The organism is Pseudomonas sp. UBA7500 (assembly GCF_002478435.1).
GTDB classification, from domain to species: Bacteria; Pseudomonadota; Gammaproteobacteria; order Pseudomonadales; family Pseudomonadaceae; genus Aquipseudomonas; species Aquipseudomonas palmensis.
The window spans coordinates 68,691-89,275 of the sequence record NZ_DLNW01000001.1 but is presented as its reverse complement, the minus strand read 5'-3'; the positions used below and the strand labels follow the sequence as shown (position 1 = coordinate 89,275).

At 65.4% G+C, this 20,585-nt stretch carries 18 protein-coding genes and 1 pseudogene; 10 read left to right on the top strand and 9 right to left on the bottom strand.

What is annotated here, in order from left to right; translation table 11 throughout:
- Nucleotides 1-177 precede the first annotated feature (177 nt).
- Together B4I46_RS25515 and B4I46_RS00355 are read right to left on the bottom strand one after the other, a co-directional pair.
- Nucleotides 178-291 (bottom strand): annotated as a pseudogene (locus B4I46_RS25515) (hypothetical protein); the annotation flags it as partial.
- A gap of 792 nt (nucleotides 292-1,083) precedes the next feature.
- Nucleotides 1,084-2,847 carry an ABC transporter transmembrane domain-containing protein gene (locus tag B4I46_RS00355; protein ID WP_043864588.1) on the bottom strand — a complete coding sequence of 588 codons (1,764 nt, stop codon included), beginning with the start codon at nucleotides 2,845-2,847 and terminating at the stop codon, nucleotides 1,084-1,086.
- 248 nt (nucleotides 2,848-3,095) lie between these two features.
- On the opposite strand from B4I46_RS00355, the gene B4I46_RS00350 reads away from it, so the two are divergent.
- Nucleotides 3,096-3,266 carry a PA1571 family protein gene (locus B4I46_RS00350; protein ID WP_167400204.1) on the top strand — a complete coding sequence of 57 codons (171 nt, stop codon included), beginning with the start codon at nucleotides 3,096-3,098 and terminating at the stop codon, nucleotides 3,264-3,266.
- A 119-nt stretch (nucleotides 3,267-3,385) separates the two neighbouring features.
- On the opposite strand, the gene pdxB is transcribed toward B4I46_RS00350, so the two are convergent.
- Nucleotides 3,386-4,528 carry a 4-phosphoerythronate dehydrogenase PdxB gene (gene pdxB / locus B4I46_RS00345; protein ID WP_286897973.1) on the bottom strand — a complete coding sequence of 381 codons (1,143 nt, stop codon included), beginning with the start codon at nucleotides 4,526-4,528 and terminating at the stop codon, nucleotides 3,386-3,388.
- Between the two features lie 145 nt (nucleotides 4,529-4,673).
- Here pdxB and B4I46_RS00340 point away from each other — a divergent pair, with 145 nt between their 5' ends.
- Complete coding sequence (locus B4I46_RS00340) at nucleotides 4,674-6,074, top strand: MATE family efflux transporter (RefSeq protein WP_373874872.1); 1,401 nt, start codon at nucleotides 4,674-4,676, stop codon at nucleotides 6,072-6,074.
- On the opposite strand, the gene tusA is transcribed toward B4I46_RS00340, so the two are convergent.
- Nucleotides 6,071-6,313, bottom strand: coding sequence for a sulfurtransferase TusA (gene tusA, locus B4I46_RS00335; protein ID WP_043864590.1), 243 nt, complete (start codon nucleotides 6,311-6,313; stop codon nucleotides 6,071-6,073). The two genes, B4I46_RS00340 and tusA, sit on opposite strands and share 4 nt — an antisense overlap.
- A gap of 59 nt (nucleotides 6,314-6,372) precedes the next feature.
- On the bottom strand, nucleotides 6,373-7,437 hold the full coding sequence (gene rlmM / locus B4I46_RS00330; protein WP_043864591.1) for a 23S rRNA (cytidine(2498)-2'-O)-methyltransferase RlmM: 1,065 nt from the start codon (nucleotides 7,435-7,437) through the stop codon (nucleotides 6,373-6,375).
- 251 nt (nucleotides 7,438-7,688) lie between these two features.
- Between rlmM and acnA the strand changes: the two genes are divergently transcribed.
- Both acnA and B4I46_RS00320 read left to right on the top strand, forming a co-directional pair.
- Complete coding sequence (gene acnA, locus B4I46_RS00325; protein ID WP_043864592.1) at nucleotides 7,689-10,430, top strand: aconitate hydratase AcnA; 2,742 nt, start codon at nucleotides 7,689-7,691, stop codon at nucleotides 10,428-10,430.
- Nucleotides 10,431-10,742: 312 nt separating this feature from the next.
- On the top strand, nucleotides 10,743-12,308 hold the full coding sequence (locus B4I46_RS00320) for a methyl-accepting chemotaxis protein (protein ID WP_043864593.1): 1,566 nt from the start codon (nucleotides 10,743-10,745) through the stop codon (nucleotides 12,306-12,308).
- 40 nt (nucleotides 12,309-12,348) lie between these two features.
- Here B4I46_RS00320 and B4I46_RS00315 read toward each other — a convergent pair whose 3' ends face one another.
- The 4 genes from B4I46_RS00315 to B4I46_RS00300 form a co-directional block, all read right to left on the bottom strand.
- Complete coding sequence (locus B4I46_RS00315) at nucleotides 12,349-13,233, bottom strand: pseudouridine synthase (RefSeq protein WP_286897968.1); 885 nt, start codon at nucleotides 13,231-13,233, stop codon at nucleotides 12,349-12,351.
- Nucleotides 13,234-13,283: 50 nt separating this feature from the next.
- On the bottom strand, nucleotides 13,284-13,595 hold the full coding sequence (locus tag B4I46_RS00310) for a hypothetical protein (protein WP_043864594.1): 312 nt from the start codon (nucleotides 13,593-13,595) through the stop codon (nucleotides 13,284-13,286).
- A gap of 70 nt (nucleotides 13,596-13,665) precedes the next feature.
- On the bottom strand, nucleotides 13,666-14,097 hold the full coding sequence (locus B4I46_RS00305) for a D-Ala-D-Ala carboxypeptidase family metallohydrolase (protein WP_054916203.1): 432 nt from the start codon (nucleotides 14,095-14,097) through the stop codon (nucleotides 13,666-13,668).
- A 126-nt stretch (nucleotides 14,098-14,223) separates the two neighbouring features.
- Complete coding sequence (locus B4I46_RS00300) at nucleotides 14,224-14,460, bottom strand: glutaredoxin family protein (protein ID WP_043864595.1); 237 nt, start codon at nucleotides 14,458-14,460, stop codon at nucleotides 14,224-14,226.
- A gap of 160 nt (nucleotides 14,461-14,620) precedes the next feature.
- Between B4I46_RS00300 and B4I46_RS00295 the strand changes: the two genes are divergently transcribed.
- From B4I46_RS00295 to B4I46_RS00270, 6 genes are all read left to right on the top strand, one after another.
- Nucleotides 14,621-16,579 (top strand): monovalent cation:proton antiporter family protein, encoded by a 1,959-nt coding sequence (locus tag B4I46_RS00295; RefSeq protein ID WP_043864596.1) that lies wholly within the window; start codon nucleotides 14,621-14,623, stop codon nucleotides 16,577-16,579.
- A 261-nt stretch (nucleotides 16,580-16,840) separates the two neighbouring features.
- Complete coding sequence (locus B4I46_RS00290; protein WP_043864597.1) at nucleotides 16,841-17,146, top strand: DUF883 family protein; 306 nt, start codon at nucleotides 16,841-16,843, stop codon at nucleotides 17,144-17,146.
- Nucleotides 17,147-17,156: 10 nt separating this feature from the next.
- Nucleotides 17,157-17,525: a phage holin family protein gene (locus tag B4I46_RS00285; RefSeq protein WP_043864598.1), complete on the top strand. Its 369-nt coding sequence runs from the start codon at nucleotides 17,157-17,159 to the stop codon at nucleotides 17,523-17,525.
- Complete coding sequence (locus B4I46_RS00280; protein WP_043864599.1) at nucleotides 17,522-17,857, top strand: hypothetical protein; 336 nt, start codon at nucleotides 17,522-17,524, stop codon at nucleotides 17,855-17,857. Before B4I46_RS00285 ends, B4I46_RS00280 begins: the two co-directional genes overlap by 4 nt.
- Nucleotides 17,858-17,954: 97 nt before the next feature.
- Nucleotides 17,955-19,118, top strand: a complete 1,164-nt coding sequence (locus B4I46_RS00275; RefSeq protein ID WP_100633158.1) for an EAL domain-containing protein — start codon at nucleotides 17,955-17,957, stop codon at nucleotides 19,116-19,118.
- A gap of 62 nt (nucleotides 19,119-19,180) precedes the next feature.
- The gene (locus tag B4I46_RS00270) at nucleotides 19,181-20,512 is read left to right on the top strand and encodes a deoxyguanosinetriphosphate triphosphohydrolase (RefSeq protein WP_054916205.1); all 1,332 of its coding nucleotides are present in this window, start codon (nucleotides 19,181-19,183) and stop codon (nucleotides 20,510-20,512) included.
- Nucleotides 20,513-20,585: the final 73 nt, after the last annotated feature.

Sequence of the window (20,585 nt, the reverse complement as noted above, 5' to 3'; positions counted from 1 at the left end):
GGTGCCCCGCGCCATACCGCCTGCCAGGCTGCGCAGCTCGCCGCTGGCGGACTCCAGCTCCCGGGCGTTGTCCTGCAGGCGCCCTACCGTGTCGGCCAGAAAATCGCGCAAGGTATTGGCAGCCACCGCCAGGCGCCCCAGCTCGTCATGGCGCCCGCAGGCCACGCGGGCATCGAAGCGGCCCTGGCTCAGGTGTGCCACGTATTCGATCAGGCGTCGAATCGGCTCGATCAGGCTGCGATCAACCAGCCACAGGCTCAGCAGCGCAATCAGCAGCGCCGAGCCGAGCATCACCAGCAGCCCCAGCCACACCGTACGCTGCGCGCGGGCATCGATGGCCGCCGCCTGCACCTGGGCATCGGCACGCAACTGGCTGACCAGTTCGCTCATCTGTTCGCTGGCCGCGCGGTCCACGCCCTTCACTGCCTGGTCCCCGACAGCGGGGTCGGCCCCTGCCGCGATGAACGCATCGCGACCGCGGGCGTAGGCAGCACCCAGTTGCGCGTGGCTGTCCTTGAGCGCCTGCAGACGCGTTCTGAGCCCCGCATCGTCGGCGTTGGCCCGCACCAGCTGGGCCAGCAGCGCCTGCACCTGCTGTTCACGCGCCGAAAACTGCTGCCAGTACTTGTCCCGCTCGACCGGCTGCTTGCCGCGCAGCAATACGTTCTTCCATTCCTGCACCTGCACCTTGAACTGCAGGTTGGCTTCGTCGATCAGTTGCGAAGCCAGTATCGGCCCCTCCACCAGCTGGCCGTAGCCACGCACGCTGGCCGACAGGAACTGAAAGCACACCAGGGCGATCAGCAACATCGCCAGCAGGCTGCCAGCCAGCAGGGCGAGAATTTGCAGCCGCAGGGATTTACGCACGAACATCGCAAGGGTCTCGGAACAAGAGGATAGGAAAGCTGGCGCGCCACCTGCCGCACCAGTCAAAGACGTCCTTGTCCTCGTTCACCGGGCAAAAAAAAGCTGCCATCGAGCGATGGCAGCAAACTGCATTGAGCATTACGCAACAGCTGATCCGATACTCTCAGGGGATTGCTACAGAAATGTTACAGACGTACAAAATCTGTAACATTTCCTTCATGCGCTGTTGAACTGCAAGGCGGCAAGCCGCGCATACAGCGGGTTCTCGGCAATCAGCTGGCGATGGGTGCCCACCGCGACCAGCCGGCCCTGGTCGATCACGGCGATACGGTCGGCGTGCTGCACCGTGGCCAGGCGATGGGCGATGACCAGCGTGGTTCGCCCGGCCATGAGGGCTGGCAAGGCCTGCTGGATCAGGTGCTCGCTTTGTGCGTCGAGGGCACTGGTGGCCTCGTCCAGCAGCAGGATCGGCGCGTCCACCAGCAGCGCCCGGGCAATGGCCAGGCGCTGGCGCTGACCACCGGAAAGCCCAAGCCCGGCATCGCCCAGGTGCGTCTGGTAGCCCTGGGGCAACTGCAGGATGAATTCATGGGCATGCGCGCTGCGCGCCGCTGCCTCGACCTCGGCACTGGTAGCCTCGGCACGCCCGTAGCGGATGTTGTCTTCGACCGTGCCGAAGAACAGCGCCGGGTTCTGCGCAACCAGTGCGAAATGCCGACGCAGGTCCTGCGGGTCGAGCCGGGTCAGTGGCTGGCCGTCGAGCAGTATCTGCCCCTGCTGCGGGTCGTAGAAGCGCAGCAGCAGGTCGAACAGCGTCGACTTGCCCGCCCCCGAGGGCCCGACCAGGGCCAGGGTCTCGCCAGGCACCACCGTCAGGCTCAGGCCGTCGATAGCCGCTGGGGTGGGCCGCGAGGGGTAGGCAAAATGCACCTCCTGCAGTTCGAGGCGGCCACTGACCCTGGGAGGCAGGCGCTCCAGCCCTTCGTCGGGGGCGTGGATCTCGCTGCGTGCCGCCAGCAGCTCGGCGATCCGCTCGGCTGCGCCCGCGGCCCGTTGCAGCTCGCCGATCACTTCGCTGAGGGTGCCGAAGGCGCTGCCGACGATCAGGCTGTAGAACACGAACGCCGCCAGCTCGCCGCCGGAAATACGCCCGGCGATCACGTCCATGCCACCGACCCACAGCATCACACCGACCGCCCCGAGCACTAGCACGATCACCAGGGTGATCAGCCAGGCGCGCTGCACGATTCGCTGGCGAGCGGTGGTAAAGGCAGCCTCCACGGTCAGGCCGAAACGCTGCTGGTCACGGGCCTGGTGGTTGTAGGCCTGCACGGTCTTGATCTGGCCGAGGGTTTCGGCCACGTAGCTGCCCACGTCGGCGATGCGATCCTGACTCTGGCGCGACAGGCCGCGCACCCGCCGGCCGAAGATCAGGATCGGCGCCAGCACCAGCGGCAAGGCCAGCACCACGATGCTGGTGAGCTTGGGGTTGGTGACAAACAGCAGCACGATGCCGCCCAGCACCATCAGGGCATTGCGCAGGAACAGCGAGAGCGACGAGCCGATCACCGATTGCAGCAGCGTGGTGTCGGTGGTCAGGCGCGACTGGATCTCCGAACTGCGGTTGCTTTCGAAAAAGCCCGGGTGCAGGTAAACCAGGTGGTCGAACACCTGCTGGCGTATATCCGCCACGCACCGCTCGCCGATCCACGACACCAGGTAGAAACGACTGAAGGTACCCACCGCCAGTGCCAGCACCAGCAACATGAACAGGCCGATGGACTGGTTGAGCAGGTGTGGCGACTGGGTCATGAAACCCTGGTCCACCAGCAGGCGAATGCCCTGGCCCATGGACAGCGTGATGCCTGCAGTGACCACCAGCGCCAGCAGTGCGGCCATGGCCTGTTTGCGGTAAGGGCGAATGAAACGCCAGGCCAGGCGCAGGGCCTGGCGCTGGCGAGCAGAAAGAAGGCTGGGCATGAAGGTCTTCGTTTATCCGGAGTATGCAGGTCAGCCTACACCCGACCACCGGTCAGGCGCCAAGGAACTCTGCAGCGCGTGGGGCATCACTGACAAGACCAGGCAACAAGTTCACTAGAGCGTTTCGTTCTAAAGTGCCGCTGGAGATTTGTCTGACTTTCTGTTGGACTGGAGGTGTGACAGGGCTGTCATGGTGCGGTCATGTCGCGGATCTAGTCTGAGCTTGCAACCTGATGAGGAGACAGGAAATGAGCTTGCAAAACAGCAATACCCAAGCGCAACGCCCAAGCCATCCGAACCCGGCGTGCGGGTCGATCATCGATGCCCAGGGTCGGGAAATCGAGATCACCGAAGACATGATCAGAAAAGCCTGCGAGGACCTGGAGAAAAGCCGGGTAGAGCTCGCCAAGAAAGCCTGACCCCTATTCAAATCAACCCGGCCCTGGTGCCGGGTTTTTTATGCCTGGTGTAAAGCCCGCTTCGCCGGCAAGGCCGGCGCCTGCAGGAAGACGCGTTGCCGGCCGGCGAAAGCAGTACCTCACACCAACAGGCCACCCAACGCCTTGACCATCTGCTGCAACTGCGGCGCATCACCCTCGATGCGCACCATCAGCCCCTCGATCTCACGCCGCGGCGGGTACTGTTTGCGCAACACATCGAAGGCCGCGCGCTGGGCCTGCGGGTCACGGTCAAGGCTGCGACGAAAATCCGCATCGTCGCGGCGCGGGTCGTACACCGCACGGCACAGTGTGGCCAGAGCCCAGGCCGGATCGGTTTCGGCCTGCAGGCTGAGCTGCGCCAGCCATGGGCGCGGCAGCAGGTCGGCCAGGCGCACCGTTTTGGCCTCGCCCCGCCAGGCGCAGAACGCCTGGTAGATCTGCGCCGTGCCGCGCTGCTTGCCATCCAGGCTGTAGCCGGCGATATGCGGGGTGGCAATCACGCACAGGTCGGCCAGCGCCTGATCGACCTGCGGCTCGCCCTCCCACACATCCAGCACCGCCTGCACATCATCACGCGCCTGCAGCAGGCTGCGCAATGCCGCATTGTCGACCACCGGGCCGCGGCTGGCGTTGATAAGCCAGGCGCCGGGGCGCAGTTGCGCCAAGCGCTCGGCGTCCAGCAGGTGCCAGGTCGAATGCTCGCCGCCCTTGGTCAAGGGCGTGTGCAGGCTGATCACATCGCACTCGGCCAGCACCTGCTCCAGGCTCACGTAGTCCCCCCCCTCCTGCGCCTGGCGCAACGGATCGCATACCCGTACCGCCCAGCCCAGCCCGCGCAGCACCTCCACCAGACGCCCGCCGACTTCACCGGCGCCAACCACCCCGTAGGTGCGCCGCGCCAGGTCTGCGCCATCCAGCTCGGCCAGGGTCAGCAGGCTGCCCAGCACATAATCCACCACGCCCCGCGCATTGCAGCCCGGCGCGCTGGACCACTGGATACCGGCCTGGGCAAAGTAGTCCAGGGCCAGGTGATCGGTGCCGATGGTGCAGGTGCCGACGAAGCGCACCTTGCTGCCTTCGAGCAGGGCCTGGTCGACGTTTGTCACCGAGCGCACCAGCAATACATCGGCGTCCTGCACGCAGGCGCGGTCGATGCTGCGGCCCGGGTAACGGCGGATCTCGCCGAAGCCTGCGAAGAAGGCATCGAGCAGCGGTATATTCTCGTCGGCAACAATCAGCATGGCGCTCTCCTGTAAGGGAGCGCAGTGTAGGCCCATACACCCGGCTCGATCCAGCCGAGATAAAGCCCGCCGGTGTATTTCCTGACCCATGCGTCAAGGCGTAGACTAGGCGGTTTTCCGCGCCTTTATTGTGGACATCCGCCCCGTGACACAGTCGAACACCGCTACCACCCGCCTCTCCCGCCCAGCCAGGGTCGGCACTGAAGTGCGCAGCCTGCTGCAGTTGGCCACGCCGATCATCATCGCCCAGCTGGCCACCACCGCCATGGGCTTCGTGGATGCCGTGATGGCTGGCCGGGTCGGCCCGCGCGACCTGGCAGCGGTTGCCCTGGGCAACTCGATCTGGGTACCGGTGTTTTTGCTGATGACCGGCATCCTGCTGGCCACCACGCCCAAGGTGGCACAGCGCTTCGGTGCCGGCCAGCATGCCGAGATCGGCCCGCTGGTGCGCCAGGCCCTGTGGCTGGCCGGCGTGGTCGGCCTGGGCGGTTGCGGCCTGCTGCTCAGCGCCGAGCCGGTACTGCACCTGATGAAGGTCGACCCGGAACTGATCGCACCGTGCATGGGCTACCTGCAAGGCATCGCCTTCGGCCTGCCGGCGGTGGCGCTGTACTACGTGCTGCGCTGCAGCAGCGACGGCCTGGGCCGTACCCGGCCGAGCATGGTGATCGGGCTGAGCGGGCTGATGCTGAACATCCCGCTGAACTACGTGTTCATCTACGGCCACCTGGGCGTGCCAGCCATGGGCGGCGTGGGCTGCGGCTGGGCCAGCGGCATCGTGATGTGGTTCATGGCCCTGGCCATGGCGCTGTGGGTCGGCCGTGCAGCGGCCTATCGCCAGGCCCAGGTGTTCGCCCGTTTCGACTGGCCGCAATGGTCGGTGATCAAGCGCCTGCTCACCGTCGGCCTGCCGATCGGCATCGCGGTGTTCGCCGAATCGAGCATCTTCGGCGTGATCGCCCTGTTGATCGGCAGCCTGGGCTCCACCGTGGTGGCCGGGCACCAGATCGCCCTGAACGTGAGTTCGCTGGTGTTCATGATCCCGTACTCGCTGGGCATGGCGGTAACCGTGCGGGTCGGCCAGGCCATCGGTGCCGGCGACCCGCGCCAGGCGCGCTTTGCCGCCGGGGTGGGCATGGGTACGGCGCTGGCCTACGCCTGCTTTTCGGCCAGCCTGATGCTGTTGCTGCGCGAGCCTATCGCCAGCATCTACACCACGGACCTGGCGGTGATCCAGATCGCCTCGATGCTGATCGTGTATTCGGCGCTGTTCCAGTTCTCGGACGCGATCCAGGTGACTGCGGCCGGCGCCTTGCGCGGCTATCAGGACACCCGCGTGACCATGATCCTGACCCTGTTCGCCTATTGGGGCATCGGCCTGCCGGTGGGCTACCTGCTGGGGCTTACCGACCACTTCGGGCCGGCCAGCGGCCCCAGCGGGCTATGGGAAGGCCTTATCGTGGGGCTGACCTGTGCGGCGCTGATGCTGTCGGTGCGCCTGGCGCGCAGCGCACGCAAGCGCATCCGCCAGCAGCGCCGGGGTTAGGCGAGCTTCTTGCGGATCCAGTACAGGTAGGTGCCGGCGTCTTCCTGCTGCTGCACCAGTTCATGGTCCAGAAACACACAGAACTTGGGGATGTCGCGGCGGGTCGAGGGGTCGGTGGCAATCACCTTGAGCAGGCCGCCGGGCGCCAGGTCGCGGATGTGCTGGTGCAGCATCATGACCGGCTCGGGGCAGTTGAGGCCGGTGGCATCCAGGGTGGCGTCGGGGGTGAGGTCGGTCATCAGGTACTCCGGGGTCAGCGGTTGTTCGGTGTTGATTGAAGGCCTTGCCGGCGAAGGCCTCAACGCGGTTTCAGATCCAGACGACGCAGGTGACACGTCACCTCTTCACGGTCGTGATACAGCTGCTTGCAGCCGATCGACACCTTGACCTTGCGCGCCTTGAATCCGTCCTCGATACGCTCGAGCAGCCGCCGCACCTCGGCATAGCGCTGCTTCATCGGCAGCTTGAGGTTGACCACTGCCTCGCGGCACAGCCCTTCCCCCAGCCAGGTTTCCAGCAGCGCTGCGCTGCGCGCCGGCTTCTCGACAATGTCGCACACCATCCAGTCCACGGTCTGCCTGGGCTTGTAGGTAAACCCGTCGGCCATCAGGTGCTGCACCAGCCCGGTATCCATCAGGCTCTCGGCCATCGGCCCGTTGTCGATCGCGGTCACCAGCATGCCGCGCTTGACCAGCTGGTAGGTCCAGCCACCCGGCGCGGCGCCCAGGTCGACCCCGGTCATGTCGCCCGACAGGCGCTGCTCCCACTGCTCACGCGGGATGAAATGGTGCCAGGCCTCCTCGAGCTTGAGGGTCGAACGGCTCGGCGCCTCTCGCGGAAACTTCAGGCGCGGGATGCCCATCGGCCACATCGCCGAGTTGTCCGCTGCGGCCAGGCCCACGAACACGCGCCGGCCACTGACGAAGGTCAGCAGCAGACGCGGCCTGGCCGGGTCGTCAACCAGCCGGCCAGCCTTGCTCAAGGCCTTGCACAACGGCGCCTCGAACTTGCGGCAGAAGGTCGACAGCTCTTTGCCGTCATTGGTGTCCATCACCTCCAGCCACACGCTGCCACACACCGGGTAGGCGGCCAGGTGCTCGAGCAGCACGCTGATACGGTCGGTTTCGGGCAACTCGACGAAGCTGCCGCGGGCCCACTGGCGCGGAAAGATCAGCTGCTTGAAACGCAGCTCGCGCATCAGGCGCTCGGCGCCCTCGGCGTCGTTGCACACGAACTCGGCACAGGCGCTCTGCGGCTTGCCCTTGGCATAACCGGCAACCCCCAGGCGTGCGGCATGCTCGGCGATCTCGGCGCACACTTCACCCTCGAAACCGGGCCGGCAATGCATAAACAGGGTATTCATCAACTACTCCAGAACGGCTGGCCTGCACGCCAACCCTGACCGGGCGCAACACCTGCACACGGCAAATCGGCGAATGATAAAGCAGTTTAGGAACTGGCGACACGCCCCGCCGGTCCAGTACATGGTCAGGTCCGCCAAACAGGGCTAACCTGACCGCTTAGCCAGGTCCGTGCCGTGCGGACCGTCACAGAGGCGGTGAACTGGCGACTGCAAGGATGATTGCCAGGCACCGACGCAGAAGGAGTTGGCAGATGCCCTCGCTCGACAGCCTGAAAACCCTCAAGACCCTGACGGTGGAGAACCGTGAATACCATTACTACAGCCTGACCGAGGCCGCCCGCAGCCTCGGCGACCTGCAGCGCCTGCCGATGTCGCTCAAGGTGCTGCTGGAAAACCTGCTGCGCTGGGAAGACGGCAAGACCGTCACCGGCCAGGACCTGCACGCACTGGCCGAATGGCTGCAGCAGCGCCGCTCGGACCGCGAGATCCAGTACCGCCCGGCACGGGTGCTGATGCAAGACTTCACCGGCGTGCCCGCCGTGGTCGACCTGGCCGCCATGCGCGCCGCCATGGCCAAGGCCGGCGGCGATCCGCAGCGCATCAACCCGCTTTCCCCGGTCGACCTGGTGATCGACCACTCGGTGATGGTCGATCGCTACGCCACCGCACAGGCCTTCGGCGAGAACGTCGACATCGAGATGCAGCGCAACGGCGAACGCTATGCGTTTCTGCGCTGGGGCCAGAACGCCTTCGACAACTTCAGCGTAGTGCCGCCGGGCACTGGCATCTGTCACCAGGTCAACCTGGAGTACCTGGGCCGCACCGTGTGGACCCGCGAGGAAGACGGACGCACCTATGCCTTCCCCGACACCCTGGTCGGCACCGACTCGCACACCACCATGATCAACGGCCTGGGCGTGCTGGGCTGGGGCGTGGGCGGCATCGAGGCAGAGGCGGCCATGCTCGGCCAGCCGGTGTCGATGCTGATCCCCGAGGTGATCGGGTTCAAGCTGACCGGCAAGCTGCGCGAAGGCATCACCGCCACCGACCTGGTGCTGACGGTGACGCAGATGCTGCGCAAGAAGGGCGTGGTGGGCAAGTTCGTCGAGTTCTACGGCGACGGCCTGGCCCAGTTGCCCCTGGCCGACCGCGCGACCATTGCCAACATGGCGCCGGAGTACGGCGCCACGTGCGGTTTCTTCCCGGTGGACGACGTGACCCTGGACTACCTGCGCCTGTCCGGTCGCCCCGCCGCCACCGTGCAACTGGTGGAGGCCTACTGCAAGGCCCAGGGTCTGTGGCGCGAGGCGGGCCAGGAGCCGGTGTTCACCGACACCCTGGCACTGGACATGGACGAAGTCGAAGCCAGCCTGGCCGGGCCCAAGCGCCCGCAGGACCGTGTGGCGCTGTCCCAGGTGGCCCAGGCATTCAACAACTTCATCGGCTTGCAACTGAAGGTGTCGACCAAGGAGGTTGGGCGCCTGGAAAGTGAAGGGGGCGGCGGCGTCGCGGTGGGCAATGCCGACCAGGCCGGCGAAATCGAATACGAGCACGAGGGCGCCAATCACCTGCTCAAGGACGGTGCCGTGGTGATCGCCGCGATCACCTCCTGCACCAACACCTCCAACCCCAGCGTGATGATGGCTGCCGGGCTGGTGGCCAAGAAGGCCGTGGAAAAGGGCCTGCAGCGCAAGCCCTGGGTCAAGACCTCACTGGCCCCCGGCTCCAAGGTGGTGACCGACTACTACAAGGCGGCCGGGCTGACCCCTTATCTGGATGCCCTGGGCTTCGACCTGGTCGGCTACGGCTGCACCACCTGCATCGGCAACTCCGGCCCGCTGGCCGAGCCGATCGAAAAGGCCATCACCCAGGCCGACCTTACCGTCGCCTCGGTACTGTCGGGCAACCGCAACTTCGAAGGCCGGGTACACCCGCTGGTCAAGACCAACTGGCTGGCGTCGCCGCCGCTGGTGGTGGCCTACGCCCTGGCCGGCAGCGTGCGCGTCGACCTGTCCAGCGAGGCCCTGGGCCTGGGCAAGGACGGCAAGCCGGTGTACCTGCGCGATATCTGGCCCAGCCAGCAGGAAATCGCCGAAGCCGTGGCCAAGGTCGATACCGCAATGTTCCACAAGGAATATGCCGAGGTATTTGCCGGCGACGCACAGTGGCAGGCCATCGAGGTGCCGCAGGCAGCGACCTATGTGTGGCAGGAGGACTCCACCTACATCCAGCATCCGCCCTTCTTCGACGACATCACCGGCCCGCTGCCGGTCATCGAAGACATCCACGGCGCCCGGATACTCGCGCTGCTGGGCGATTCGGTGACCACCGACCACATCTCACCCGCCGGCAACATCAAGGCCGACAGCCCGGCCGGACGCTACCTGCGCGACAAGGGCGTGGAGCCGCGGGACTTCAACTCCTACGGCTCGCGTCGCGGCAACCATGAGGTCATGATGCGCGGCACCTTCGCCAACATCCGCATCCGCAACGAGATGCTCGGTGGCGAGGAAGGCGGCAACACGGTGCATGTGCCCAGCGCCGAGAAGCTGGCGATCTATGACGCGGCCATGCGCTACAAGGCCGAAGGTACACCACTGGTGGTGATCGCCGGGCAGGAATACGGCACCGGTTCCAGCCGCGACTGGGCCGCCAAGGGCACCAACCTGCTGGGGGTCAAGGCGGTACTGGCCGAAAGCTTCGAGCGTATCCACCGCTCCAACCTGGTGGGCATGGGCGTGCTGCCCCTGCAGTTCGCCGAGGGCCAGACGCGCAAGACCCTGGGGCTGACCGGCCATGAGCGCATCGACATTCTCGGCCTCAGCCAGACCCAGGTGCAGCCACGCATGACGCTGACCCTGCACATCACCCGCGAAGACGCATCGACGCAGCAGATCCAGGTACTGTGCCGCATCGATACGCTCAACGAAGTGGAGTACTTCAAGGCTGGCGGCATTCTGCACTACGTGCTGCGCCAGTTGATCGCTAGCTAGCCTGAAGCAGGCCCGGCGCCGTTGCGCCGGGCCTGCACCGGCCCGCAGTGTGGCCACTGAGTTCGACCTGAACCGGAGGCACTGTGCGGCGTTGCCCGCCCGCTACCTGCCCCCGCGTGAACACCAAGTCACTAGCTGACTAACATGACAAATATATGAAAGAATGCAAACAAGTTGCTTGACTTTGCAGCCTTTCAACTACAACACGAACAGCTAAGGCACCTTGAGCCGGATCAATATTCTTTAAATATCCATTCAATAAAAACGCCTGTCTGCCGATACACCACGAAAGCCTTCCGGATAGAACAGCTTATGCGTAACAATCAGCCGATTACCCAGCGCGAACGGACTTTCCCTGCCCAACAACGTCTGATATCGACCACCGATGCCAAGGGTGTGATCACCTACTGCAACGATGCGTTCGTCGAGATCAGCGGCTTTTCGCGGGAGGAGCTCATTCGTGCGCCACACAACCTGGTCCGGCACCCGGATGTGCCGCCGGCTGTGTTTGCGCATATGTGGAGTACGCTCAAGCAGGGCCTGCCGTGGATGGGCATCGTCAAGAACCGCTGCAAGTCGGGTGATCATTACTGGGTCAACGCCTACGTCACCCCCATCTTCGAGAACAACCAGGTAGTCGGCTACGAGTCGGTGCGGGTCAAGCCCAGCGCCGAACAGATCCGTCGCGCCGAGGCGCTGTATCACCGCATCAATCAGGGCAAGCCACCCATTCCGCGCCGCGACCGCTGGCTGCCGGTACTGCAGGACTGGCTGCCGTTCATCCTGGTCAGCCAGGTCGGCTTCCTGATCGGCAGCTGGCTGGGCCACTCCTGGGGCTTCGCCGTGGCGGCCGCCCTGTCGGTACCGCTGGGGCTGCTGGGCCTGAGCTGGCAGCAGCGTGGCCTCAAGCGCCTGCTGCGCCTGGCCGAACAGACCACCTCCGACCCGCTGATCGCGCAGATGTACACCGACAGCCGCGGCGTGCAGGCTCGCCTGGAAATGGCCATGCTCAGCCAGGACGCGCGCCTCAAGACCTGCCTGACCCGCCTGCAGGACACCGCCGAGCACCTCAACGAGCAGGCCCGCCAGTCCGACACCCTGGCCCACAACAGCTCCTCGGGCCTGGAGCGCCAGCGCGTGGAGACCGAGCAGGTGGCCGCTGCCGTCAACCAGATGGCCGCCACCACCCAGGAAGTGGCCAACCACGTGCAGCGCACCGCCGATGCCACCCAGGAAGCCAACCGCCTGACCGGGCGCGGCCGCGACATCGCCGGCGAAACCCGCGATGCGATCCAGCGTCTGTCGGCTGCCGTGGGCGAAACCGGCCTGACCGTGACCCAGCTGGCCCGCGACAGCGACGAGATTGGTGGCGTGGTTGATGTGATCAAGGGCATTGCCGACCAGACCAACCTGCTGGCGCTCAACGCCGCCATCGAAGCGGCACGCGCCGGTGAAATGGGCCGCGGCTTCGCGGTGGTGGCCGACGAAGTGCGTCAGCTGGCGCAGCGCACCAGTGAATCGACCGGGCAGATTCACGGCCTGATTGCCAAGCTCCAGCAAACCGCCAGCAATGCCGTACAGACCATGGAAACCGGCCATCGCCAGGCCGAGGAAGGTGTGGCACGGGTGATGGAAGCCGACCAGGCGCTGGTGGGCATCAGCGAGGCGGTGGCCAACATCACCGACATGACCACGCAGATTGCCGCCGCTACCGAAGAGCAGACCGCAGTGGCCGATGAAATCAGCCGCAACATCAGCACCATCGCCCAGCTTGCCGACCAGACCTCCGAGCAGGCCCAGCATTCGGCGCTGCTCAGCGAGGAACTGACCCTCACCGCCACCACCCAGTATTCCCTGGTGGAGCGCTTCAACCGTTGACCCGGTGGCGCACAACCTCTGGTTGTGCGCCCACAGCGGTCTACCAGTCCAGTGTCAGCCGGCTTTCGAAATAGCGCTCCTGCCCATCGAGCGGGTCGTTGAAGCGCAGGTTGTGGGCCAGCAGCTTGAGTGGCCTTGCGTAGTCATCGGGCCCCTGCACGATCTGCGGGTAGAACGGATCATTGCAGATACTCGCCCCCAGCGCCGTCATGTGCACCCGCAACTGGTGGGTCTTGCCGGTGACCGGTGACAGGCCGTAGCGCCACCACTCGCCGTTTTTTTCCAGAACCCGGGCAATGGTTTCGCTGTTGCTGACGCCGGGCACCTCCTGCATGCGAAAGAACGGCTCGCCATTGACCAGCCGGCTCTTGTGCACCCGCGGGAACTCCAGCTGCGGCAAGGCGCGGGCAATGGCCTGGTAGTGCTTGTCGATCTGTCGGGTGGGAAACAGCTGCTGATAGGCCGAACGGCTTTGCGGGTTGGCCGAGAACAGCACCAGGCCCGCCGTGTGCCGGTCGATGCGGTGCAATGGCACCAGGTGCGGGTTGTCGAGCCGGCGAATCAAACGGCGCAGCAACGTGTGCTCGACATATTCGCCAGTGGGCGTCACCGGCAGAAAGTGCGGTTTGTCGGCCACCACCAGGTGCTCGTCGACGTGCAGGATATGCTCCTGCACCGGCATCGGCTTTTCGTTGGGTACTTCGCGAAAATAGTGGATACGCAGGCCTGGCTTGTAGGCAAGGCCCACGTCAATCGGCGCGCCCTGGGCATCCAGCACCCGCCCACGGGAGATGCGATCGAGCCATTGTTCACGGCTGATCGCCTTGAAGTGGTCGCACAGGCAGTCGAGCACGGTGGCCCAACTGCCCGGTGGCAGGCAGACAGTGCTGGCCTGGTGCTGGGCCGGATCGAAAGGGACACTCATGGACATGCTCGCCAGTTGGGGGCCGTCCATTATCCGGCATGCCTGCCGGCTCAGCCAGCCCGGGTTGCCGCAGCCTCGGTAAACTCCTTGAGCCAGCGCAGCACATCCACCGCCTCCCAGCGGCCCGGATCGTACAACGCATACATCAGGCCCTGATAACCGACCACATCCAGCGCCCGGTGGTAACCGGCGCGCTGGAACAATGCCTCTATCTCGGCAAAGCAGGTATTGAAGTGGATCTTGCTGAAAGGGGTCTTGCCCTCGGTGACCAGGCCATCGAGGCGCAATTCGAGCACGGCCTCGCGCACCTGTTCGACAGCCATGCGGTTGACGCTGTATTTCAATTGTTCGACGTTGACCATCGTCCGGCCCCTCTGGCGCAAGCGCTCACCCGATTACTGTATTTGCATACAGTGTATGAATGAACAGTACTCACTGCAACCCCGGCAGGTAGCCGGTACCCTCGCGCACCGTCAGCACCTGCTTGCGCCCTGCCCCTTCGGCGATGGCGAGGTGAACCCAGCGGTCGAACTCCAGAATGAGCTGGTCGAATGCCAGACCGCTGTCCAGGATACGTTGCGCCACCACCAGGGGTGAAAGCGCCGCCACGCTGATATCGGCTGCCAGCCCGAGGGTATGCGCACTGCCGCTCACCCCGCCGACACGGCGGTTGAGCTCGTTGCTGCGGTAGGCACTGTTGACGCGGATGGGATGCCCGAGCAGGCTGCGTACCTGCTCCAGGGTCTGGCTCAGACGGCGCAGGTTGGCCAGGGCATCGGGGCCGGGGTGGTTGGTCAGGCCTTCACGCCGGGCAGTTTCGGAAGCGGTCAGTTCTTCCAGTGTGAAATGCGGACTCAGGTGCATGGTTCGCCACTCCTTGGCGGATGAGACTTCGTCACGGGTGTATGCTGCGCTGGCGATTCTCCAACAGCACCTGCGCCGTTGCATCACAGATTGTGCATCGGCATGTGAACATCCCGCTGGCGACGCTCAGCTCAGAAACGCGACCACCTGCTCGGTATCGAACGGCCAGAGCAGCTCGGCACCGGAGTCACAGCGACGCAGCACCGGAATCAGCAGGCCGTAGCGCTCGACATCGGCCGGATCATCGGCAATATCGACCAGCTCGACCAGCAGCCCGTGCTCGACAAGCGGCATCAGAATGGCCTCGGCCACCTCGCACAGGTGACAGCCCAGGGTGCCGAGCAGTTGAGTTTCAGGAAGCATGGGAAGTACCGTGAAACGTGAAAAGCGGACCCGTATTCTAGGCCCGTACACCTGGCGGGTCGAGACACCAACGACTGACCTGGGTCAGCCTGCGTGGCCTCGAGCGCTGTAGACTGACAAATTTTTTCGCGCCCGTCGGCATTGCAATGGAGTGTATTGAGTGTTTGCCAACCTGCTGATCATCCTGGCCTCGTCACTGGTGGTCATCGCCATTTTCCGGCGCCTGCAACTGCCCCCCGTGCTGGGCTACCTGTGCGTCGGCCTGTTCGTCGGCCCCACCGCCCTGGACTGGGTCAATGAAAGCGAAGAACTGCCCGACCTCGCCGAAATGGGCGTGGTGTTCCTGCTGTTTTCCCTGGGCCTTGAATTCTCCCTGAGCAAGATGCTCGCCCTGCGCCGCGTGGTCTTCGGCCTGGGCAGCCTGCAGGTGATCTGCTCGGCGCTGCTGCTGGCCGGCCTGCTGGGGCTGCTTGGCATGCCGGCCGGGGCTGCCCTGCTGCTGGGCGGCGGCCTGGCGCTGTCGTCCACCGCCATCGTCAGCAAGGAGCTCACCAGCCTCGGCGAAATCTTCAGCAGCCACGGCCAGAACGCCATTGGCGTGCTGCTGTTCCAGGACGTGATTGCGGTACTGCTGCTGACCCTGGTGCCGGTGTTCGCCGGCCAGGGCGGCCAGGCCTGGTACTGGGCGCTGCCGCTGACCCTGGGCAAGACCGTGATCCTGTTCATCGGCCTGCTGCTGGCCAACCGCTGGCTGCTGCCGCGCCTGTTCCACGAGGTGGCCCGCTCGCACTCGGCCGAGCTGTTCGTGCTGCTGGCGCTGGTGATCGTGCTGCTGACCGCCTGGCTTACCCACCTGCTGGGCCTGTCTCCGGCACTGGGGGCGTTCCTCGCCGGGATGCTGCTGGGCGAAAGCAACTATCGCCACCAGATCGAAGCCGATATCCGCCCCTTCCGCGACATCCTGCTGGGGCTGTTCTTTGTCAGTATCGGCATGCTCATCGACCTGCAACTGTTTGCCAGCCACGGCCTGGAAATCCTCGGCCTGACCCTGGCCCTGCTGGCCATCAAGGGCGTGGTGGTGGCGGTGCTGGTCAAGCTGCGCGGCAGCGACAGCGAAACCGCCTGGCGCAGTGGCGTGGCCCTGGCCCAGGGCGGCGAGTTCTGCTTCGCACTGATGGCGCAGATGCAACAGACCCGCCTGCTGCCCGAAGACCTCGGGCACCTGCTGCTGGCCGCCACCTTCTGTTCGATGCTGGTCACCCCGCTGATGCTGCGCGGCGCTCCGGCGCTGGCCGCCCGCCTGCATCGCAAACCCAACCAGGAGGTGCAACTCGAAGAGATCCAGGCACAAAGCGCCTCGCTCAGCGGGCACGTGCTGATCTGTGGTTATGGCCGGGTAGGCCAGTCTATCGGGCGCTTCCTGCGGCGCGAACAGCTGGCCTTCATTGCCCTGGACGACGACCCGGTCAGGGTGCAGGAGGCCGCCGCCGGCGAGCAGCGCGTGCACTACGGCGACTCGCGGCGCGGCGAACTGCTGGCGGCCATCGGCCTGGAGCGTGCCCGGCTGCTGGTGATCGCGGTGGACAAGACCGATGTCGCCATGAGCGTGCTCAAGGCCGCCCGTCACTTCAACACCCAGGTGCCGATCCTGGTGCGCACCCGCGACGACAGCCTGCGCGACGAACTGCGCGCCGCAGGTGCCACGGCGGTGGTACCGGAGTTGCTGGAGTCCAGCCTGATGCTCGCCTCCCATGCCCTGGTGATGCTCGGCGTACCCCAGGAGCGTGTACAGCAGCGTATCGACGAGGTGCGCCAGAGCCGCTATCGCCTGCTGCACGGGTTCTACCAGGGGGCGCAGACCAGCCCGGTCGACAGCGAAGGCCTGCCAAAGGTCATGCTGCATGCGGTCAACCTGGGCGCCGATGCCTATGCCTGCGGTCGCCCGCTGACCGAGCTGGGCCTGGACCTGCTCGGGGTGGAAGTACAGGCCGTGCAGCGCGATGGCGAGGAAGTGGCCCTGGCCACCGATACCTGCCTGCATGCCGGTGACGCGGTGCTGCTGAGCGGCCCCTCCAACGCCATCGATGCCTGCCAGGCCCGCCTGCTGACCGGGCGCTAGCGGCTGCCGTGCGCACTACCCTGGCCCGCGATGTGGGGGCCGGGGGCGCGAATGCAGCGCTGACGTGGAGTTTTTTCCGGGGTTTGTCGTGGATTGGGTTATGGTTTATCGACCGGCCGTCGTTTCGCGCCCTGATCTGGCGCGGCCGCCCGGCCTGCTGCACCAAGGCAAGGCAAATGCTGTACCACTGCCGATTGCACTGAACCTTACGCAGCGCTCGGCACTCGAAATGCCAGACGCCCACTTGACACGGAGAGACCCATGGCCCGCAAAACTGCAAAAGACATCCTTCAGGCAGACTTCGAAATCCTGGTACAGGATGCCGAAAAACTGCTGGAGCACTCCGCGACCCTGGCCGGCGATCAGGCCGACGAGTTGCGCAGGCAGATCGAGGAAAGCGTGTCGCGTGCCCGCGAGACCCTCAAGCAGACCCAGGACTCGGTACGTGAACGCAGCCAGGCTGCACTCAGCGCCACCGAGGACTACGTGCAGTCCAACCCCTGGCAATCCGTCGGCATCGCCGCTGGCGTGGGCTTTCTGATCGGCCTGCTGGCCAGTCGTCGCTGAGGTACGGGGTATGGAAACCGAAACCACCGGCTCGTCTTCACGGCGCCTTGGCGCTGCCATCCTTGGTCTGCTGCACGGCCACGTCGAACTGTTCGGCATCGAACTGCAGGAACAGAAGGCGCGCACCCTGAGCCTGCTGCTGTTCGCCGGGCTGGCCCTGGTGTTCGCCCTGCTGTTGCTGACGGCCTTGTCGGCGCTGCTGCTGATTCTGCTGTGGGACAGTTATCGCCTGGCCGGCATCATCGGCCTGTGCGTGTTCTACAGCCTGGCGGCGGTGTTCTGCGGGCTGCGCCTCAAGGCAGCGGTGTTCGACGAGTCCTCGCCGTTCCATGCCACCCTCGAAGAACTTGCCAAGGACCGGGAGCGCCTGTTGCCATGAGCCTGCCTGAATTGCCGCAAACCACCGACCGCCGCGAACTGCGCAAGGCCCTGGTACGCCTGCGCCTGGAAATGCGTCGCCAGGAAATCCGCCACGAATCCGGGCAACTGCTCAAGCCGCTGACACGCCTGCGCGGGGTGGGCGACTCCCTGCAAGGCGGGCTGCAGGGCGGCCTGGGCATCAAGCACGCACCCCTCTGGGGTATCGGCGCCGTGGTGCTGCTGGGCTTTCTGACCGGCAAGGGCGCACGCAACGGCAGCCTGACACGGCTGGCCGGCGTGGGCAGCAGCCTGACGCCGCTGATACGCCTGTTCATGCAGTCAAGGCGCTGAACGCAAACTGGCTGCATTCTTGCAATACGAGGCGGCGGGCCGCAGGCTTGCCGTGCTGAGCATCCGGCCAGCCGTCTCGTAAAAACAAGGAGCCGCCGTGTACGACGGGCACCCGCTCGCCTGCTATCAACCCTTCATCGATACGGCCACTGGCCGCATCGCCGGTATCGAAGCCCTTGGCCGACTGGTTCAGGCCGACGGCCAGCTGCGCTCGGTCGGCCCGCTGTTCATTGACCCGCAAATGCCCACCGCAGCCCTGCGCACCCTCGATCGCACGCTGCGTGGCCAGGCCCTGGCAACCTTCAGCCAGGCACCGGGCGACTGGTTTCTGAGCCTGAACATCTCGCCCCGCTGGATCAGCGAGCTGACTGCCGACGAACCCTTGCCCAGCCTGATGCAGGTACGACAGCACGGCATCGATCCACGCCGGGTGGTCTTCGAGATCACCGAACAGGGCGGCGACCTGCAGCGCCTGGCCGATGTGGTCACGCGCTATCGCCAGGCCGGCGCGCGCATCGCCATCGATGATTTCGGCGCCGGCTACTCGCAGCTGGACCGGGTGCTGGCGCTGCAGCCAGACATTCTCAAGCTCGACATGCGCCTGTTCCAGGCCGCCGCCCGCGGCGGGCCCAGCAGCGAAGTGGTCAAGGCCCTGGCCCAGATGGCCGAGAAGACCGGGTGCTGGATCATTGCCGAAGGCGTCGAGAACGAGGCCGAGCTTGACTTCGCTCTGGAATGTGGCGCGCGTTACCTGCAGGGCCACCTGTTCGCCCAGGCCCAGGCCGGTTTTTTCGCCAGCGATGCATTCGTCACCCGCTTCGGCCACCTGCGCGAGCGCTACGTGCAGGGCAAGCTGGACGAGCGCGCACGGCTGATGCAGCGCCGCCAGCAACTGGCCGAACTGATGCCCCGGCTGCAGGCCTGGGCGCAGGCCCAGGCCTCGGTCGAACAGTTGCCGAACCTGCACGCCTACCCTTGGGTGCTGCGGTTTTTTCTGTGTGACCGGCACGGCACCCAGCTCACCCCCAATCTGGAATGGCACGGCCAGCACTGGCACGTGAACAACGGCTACCAGGGCCACAACTGGTCATGGCGGCCCTACTTTTATCACCTGCTGGCCGAGGGCTGGGATGAGCGCCGGTTGATCCTGTCCAGCACCTACCGCGACGCCACCACCAACCAGTACTGCATGACCGCCGGCCAGTTCTTCGACGACGGGCGCCGCCTGCTGCTGATCGACCTGGATGCCGATGGCCTCTGAGGGTTGCGGCCACGTCCGGGACACGGGAAGCTAGGGGCCTGCCCCGCACTGGAGAACCGGCCTTGGACTGGCACACACTGCTTACCCGCGAACGCCTCGGCAAAACCCTGCACAGCCCCGAAGAACTCGGGCGCAGCCCCTTCCACAAGGACCATGACCGGATCATCTTCTCGGGTGCCTTTCGCCGCCTGGGGCGCAAGACCCAGGTACACCCGGTCACCAGCAACGATCACATCCACACGCGTCTGACCCACTCGCTGGAGGTCAGTTGCGTGGGCCGCTCGCTGGGCATGCGGGTGGGCGAGACACTGCGCGACAGCCTGCCGGACTGGTGCGCGCCCAGCGACCTGGGCATGGTGGTGCAGTCTGCCTGCCTGGCCCACGATATCGGCAACCCGCCGTTCGGCCACTCCGGCGAGGACGCGATCCGGCACTGGTTCCAGCAGGCCGCCGGACGCGGCTGGCTGGATGCGATGAGCGATGCCGAACGGGGCGACTTCCTCAATTTCGAAGGCAATGCCCAGGGCTTTCGCGTGTTGACCCAACTGGAGTATCACCAGTTCGATGGCGGCACGCGCCTCACCTACGCCACCCTGGGCACCTACCTCAAGTACCCCTGGAGCGCCCGCCACGCCGATGCCCTGGGCTACAAGAAGCACAAGTTCGGCTGCTACCAGAGCGAGCTGCCGCTGCTGGAGCAGATCGCACGCAAGCTGGGCATGCCGCAACTCGAGCCGCAACGCTGGGCCCGGCACCCGCTTGTGTACCTGATGGAGGCCGCCGACGATATCTGCTATGCGCTGATCGACCTGGAGGACGGCCTGGAAATGGAGCTGCTCGACTACGCCGAGGTAGAAGCGCTGCTGCTGGGGCTGGTGGGTGACGACCTGCCGCAAACCTACCGCCAGCTGGGCCCCGGGGATTCGCGCCGGCGCAAGCTGGCGATCCTGCGCGGCAAGGCGATCGAGCACCTGACCAACGCCGCCGCACGGGCATTCGTCGAGCAGCAGCAAGCCTTGCTGGCCGGCACCCTGCACGGCGACCTGGTCGAGCACATGCACGGCCCGGCCAAGCGCTGTGTGCTGCAGGCCAAGGACATGGCGCGCAAGAAGATCTTCCAGGACAAGCGCAAGACACTGCATGAAATCGGTGCCTACACCACACTGGAGATTCTGCTCAATGCATTTTGCGGCGCAGCGCTGGAACAGCACGGCGGACGCACGCCATCGTTCAAGCACCGGCGCATCCTTGACCTGCTGGGCAACAATGCGCCCGACCCCAACAGCACATTGCACAGCGCCTTCCTGCGCATGATCGACTTCATTGCCGGCATGACCGACAGCTATGCCAGCGAAATGGCCCGCGAAATGACCGGGCGTTCAAGCCCGATCTGATGCAGTTGATCCGATCAATACGCTGCAACTTCCACGTATGTAACGTAGGCGATTGCAGCCGTATTGATTAGTG

Bases quoted from the DNA above. Each gene is read 5' to 3' on its own strand.
- B4I46_RS00355 (WP_043864588.1), bottom strand. From the start codon at position 2,847: ATGCCCAGCCTTCTTTCTGCTCGCCAGCGCCAGGCCCTGCGCCTGGCC.
- B4I46_RS00350 (WP_167400204.1), top strand. From the start codon at position 3,096: ATGAGCTTGCAAAACAGCAATACCCAAGCGCAACGCCCAAGCCATCCG.
- pdxB (WP_286897973.1), bottom strand. From the start codon at position 4,528: ATGCTGATTGTTGCCGACGAGAATATACCGCTGCTCGATGCCTTCTTC.
- tusA (WP_043864590.1), bottom strand. From the start codon at position 6,313: ATGACCGACCTCACCCCCGACGCCACCCTGGATGCCACCGGCCTCAAC.
- rlmM (WP_043864591.1), bottom strand. From the start codon at position 7,437: ATGAATACCCTGTTTATGCATTGCCGGCCCGGTTTCGAGGGTGAAGTG.
- acnA (WP_043864592.1), top strand. From the start codon at position 7,689: ATGCCCTCGCTCGACAGCCTGAAAACCCTCAAGACCCTGACGGTGGAG.
- B4I46_RS00320 (WP_043864593.1), top strand. From the start codon at position 10,743: ATGCGTAACAATCAGCCGATTACCCAGCGCGAACGGACTTTCCCTGCC.
- B4I46_RS00315 (WP_286897968.1), bottom strand. From the start codon at position 13,233: ATGAGTGTCCCTTTCGATCCGGCCCAGCACCAGGCCAGCACTGTCTGC.
- B4I46_RS00310 (WP_043864594.1), bottom strand. From the start codon at position 13,595: ATGGTCAACGTCGAACAATTGAAATACAGCGTCAACCGCATGGCTGTC.
- B4I46_RS00305 (WP_054916203.1), bottom strand. From the start codon at position 14,097: ATGCACCTGAGTCCGCATTTCACACTGGAAGAACTGACCGCTTCCGAA.
- B4I46_RS00300 (WP_043864595.1), bottom strand. From the start codon at position 14,460: ATGCTTCCTGAAACTCAACTGCTCGGCACCCTGGGCTGTCACCTGTGC.
- B4I46_RS00290 (WP_043864597.1), top strand. From the start codon at position 16,841: ATGGCCCGCAAAACTGCAAAAGACATCCTTCAGGCAGACTTCGAAATC.
- B4I46_RS00285 (WP_043864598.1), top strand. From the start codon at position 17,157: ATGGAAACCGAAACCACCGGCTCGTCTTCACGGCGCCTTGGCGCTGCC.
- B4I46_RS00280 (WP_043864599.1), top strand. From the start codon at position 17,522: ATGAGCCTGCCTGAATTGCCGCAAACCACCGACCGCCGCGAACTGCGC.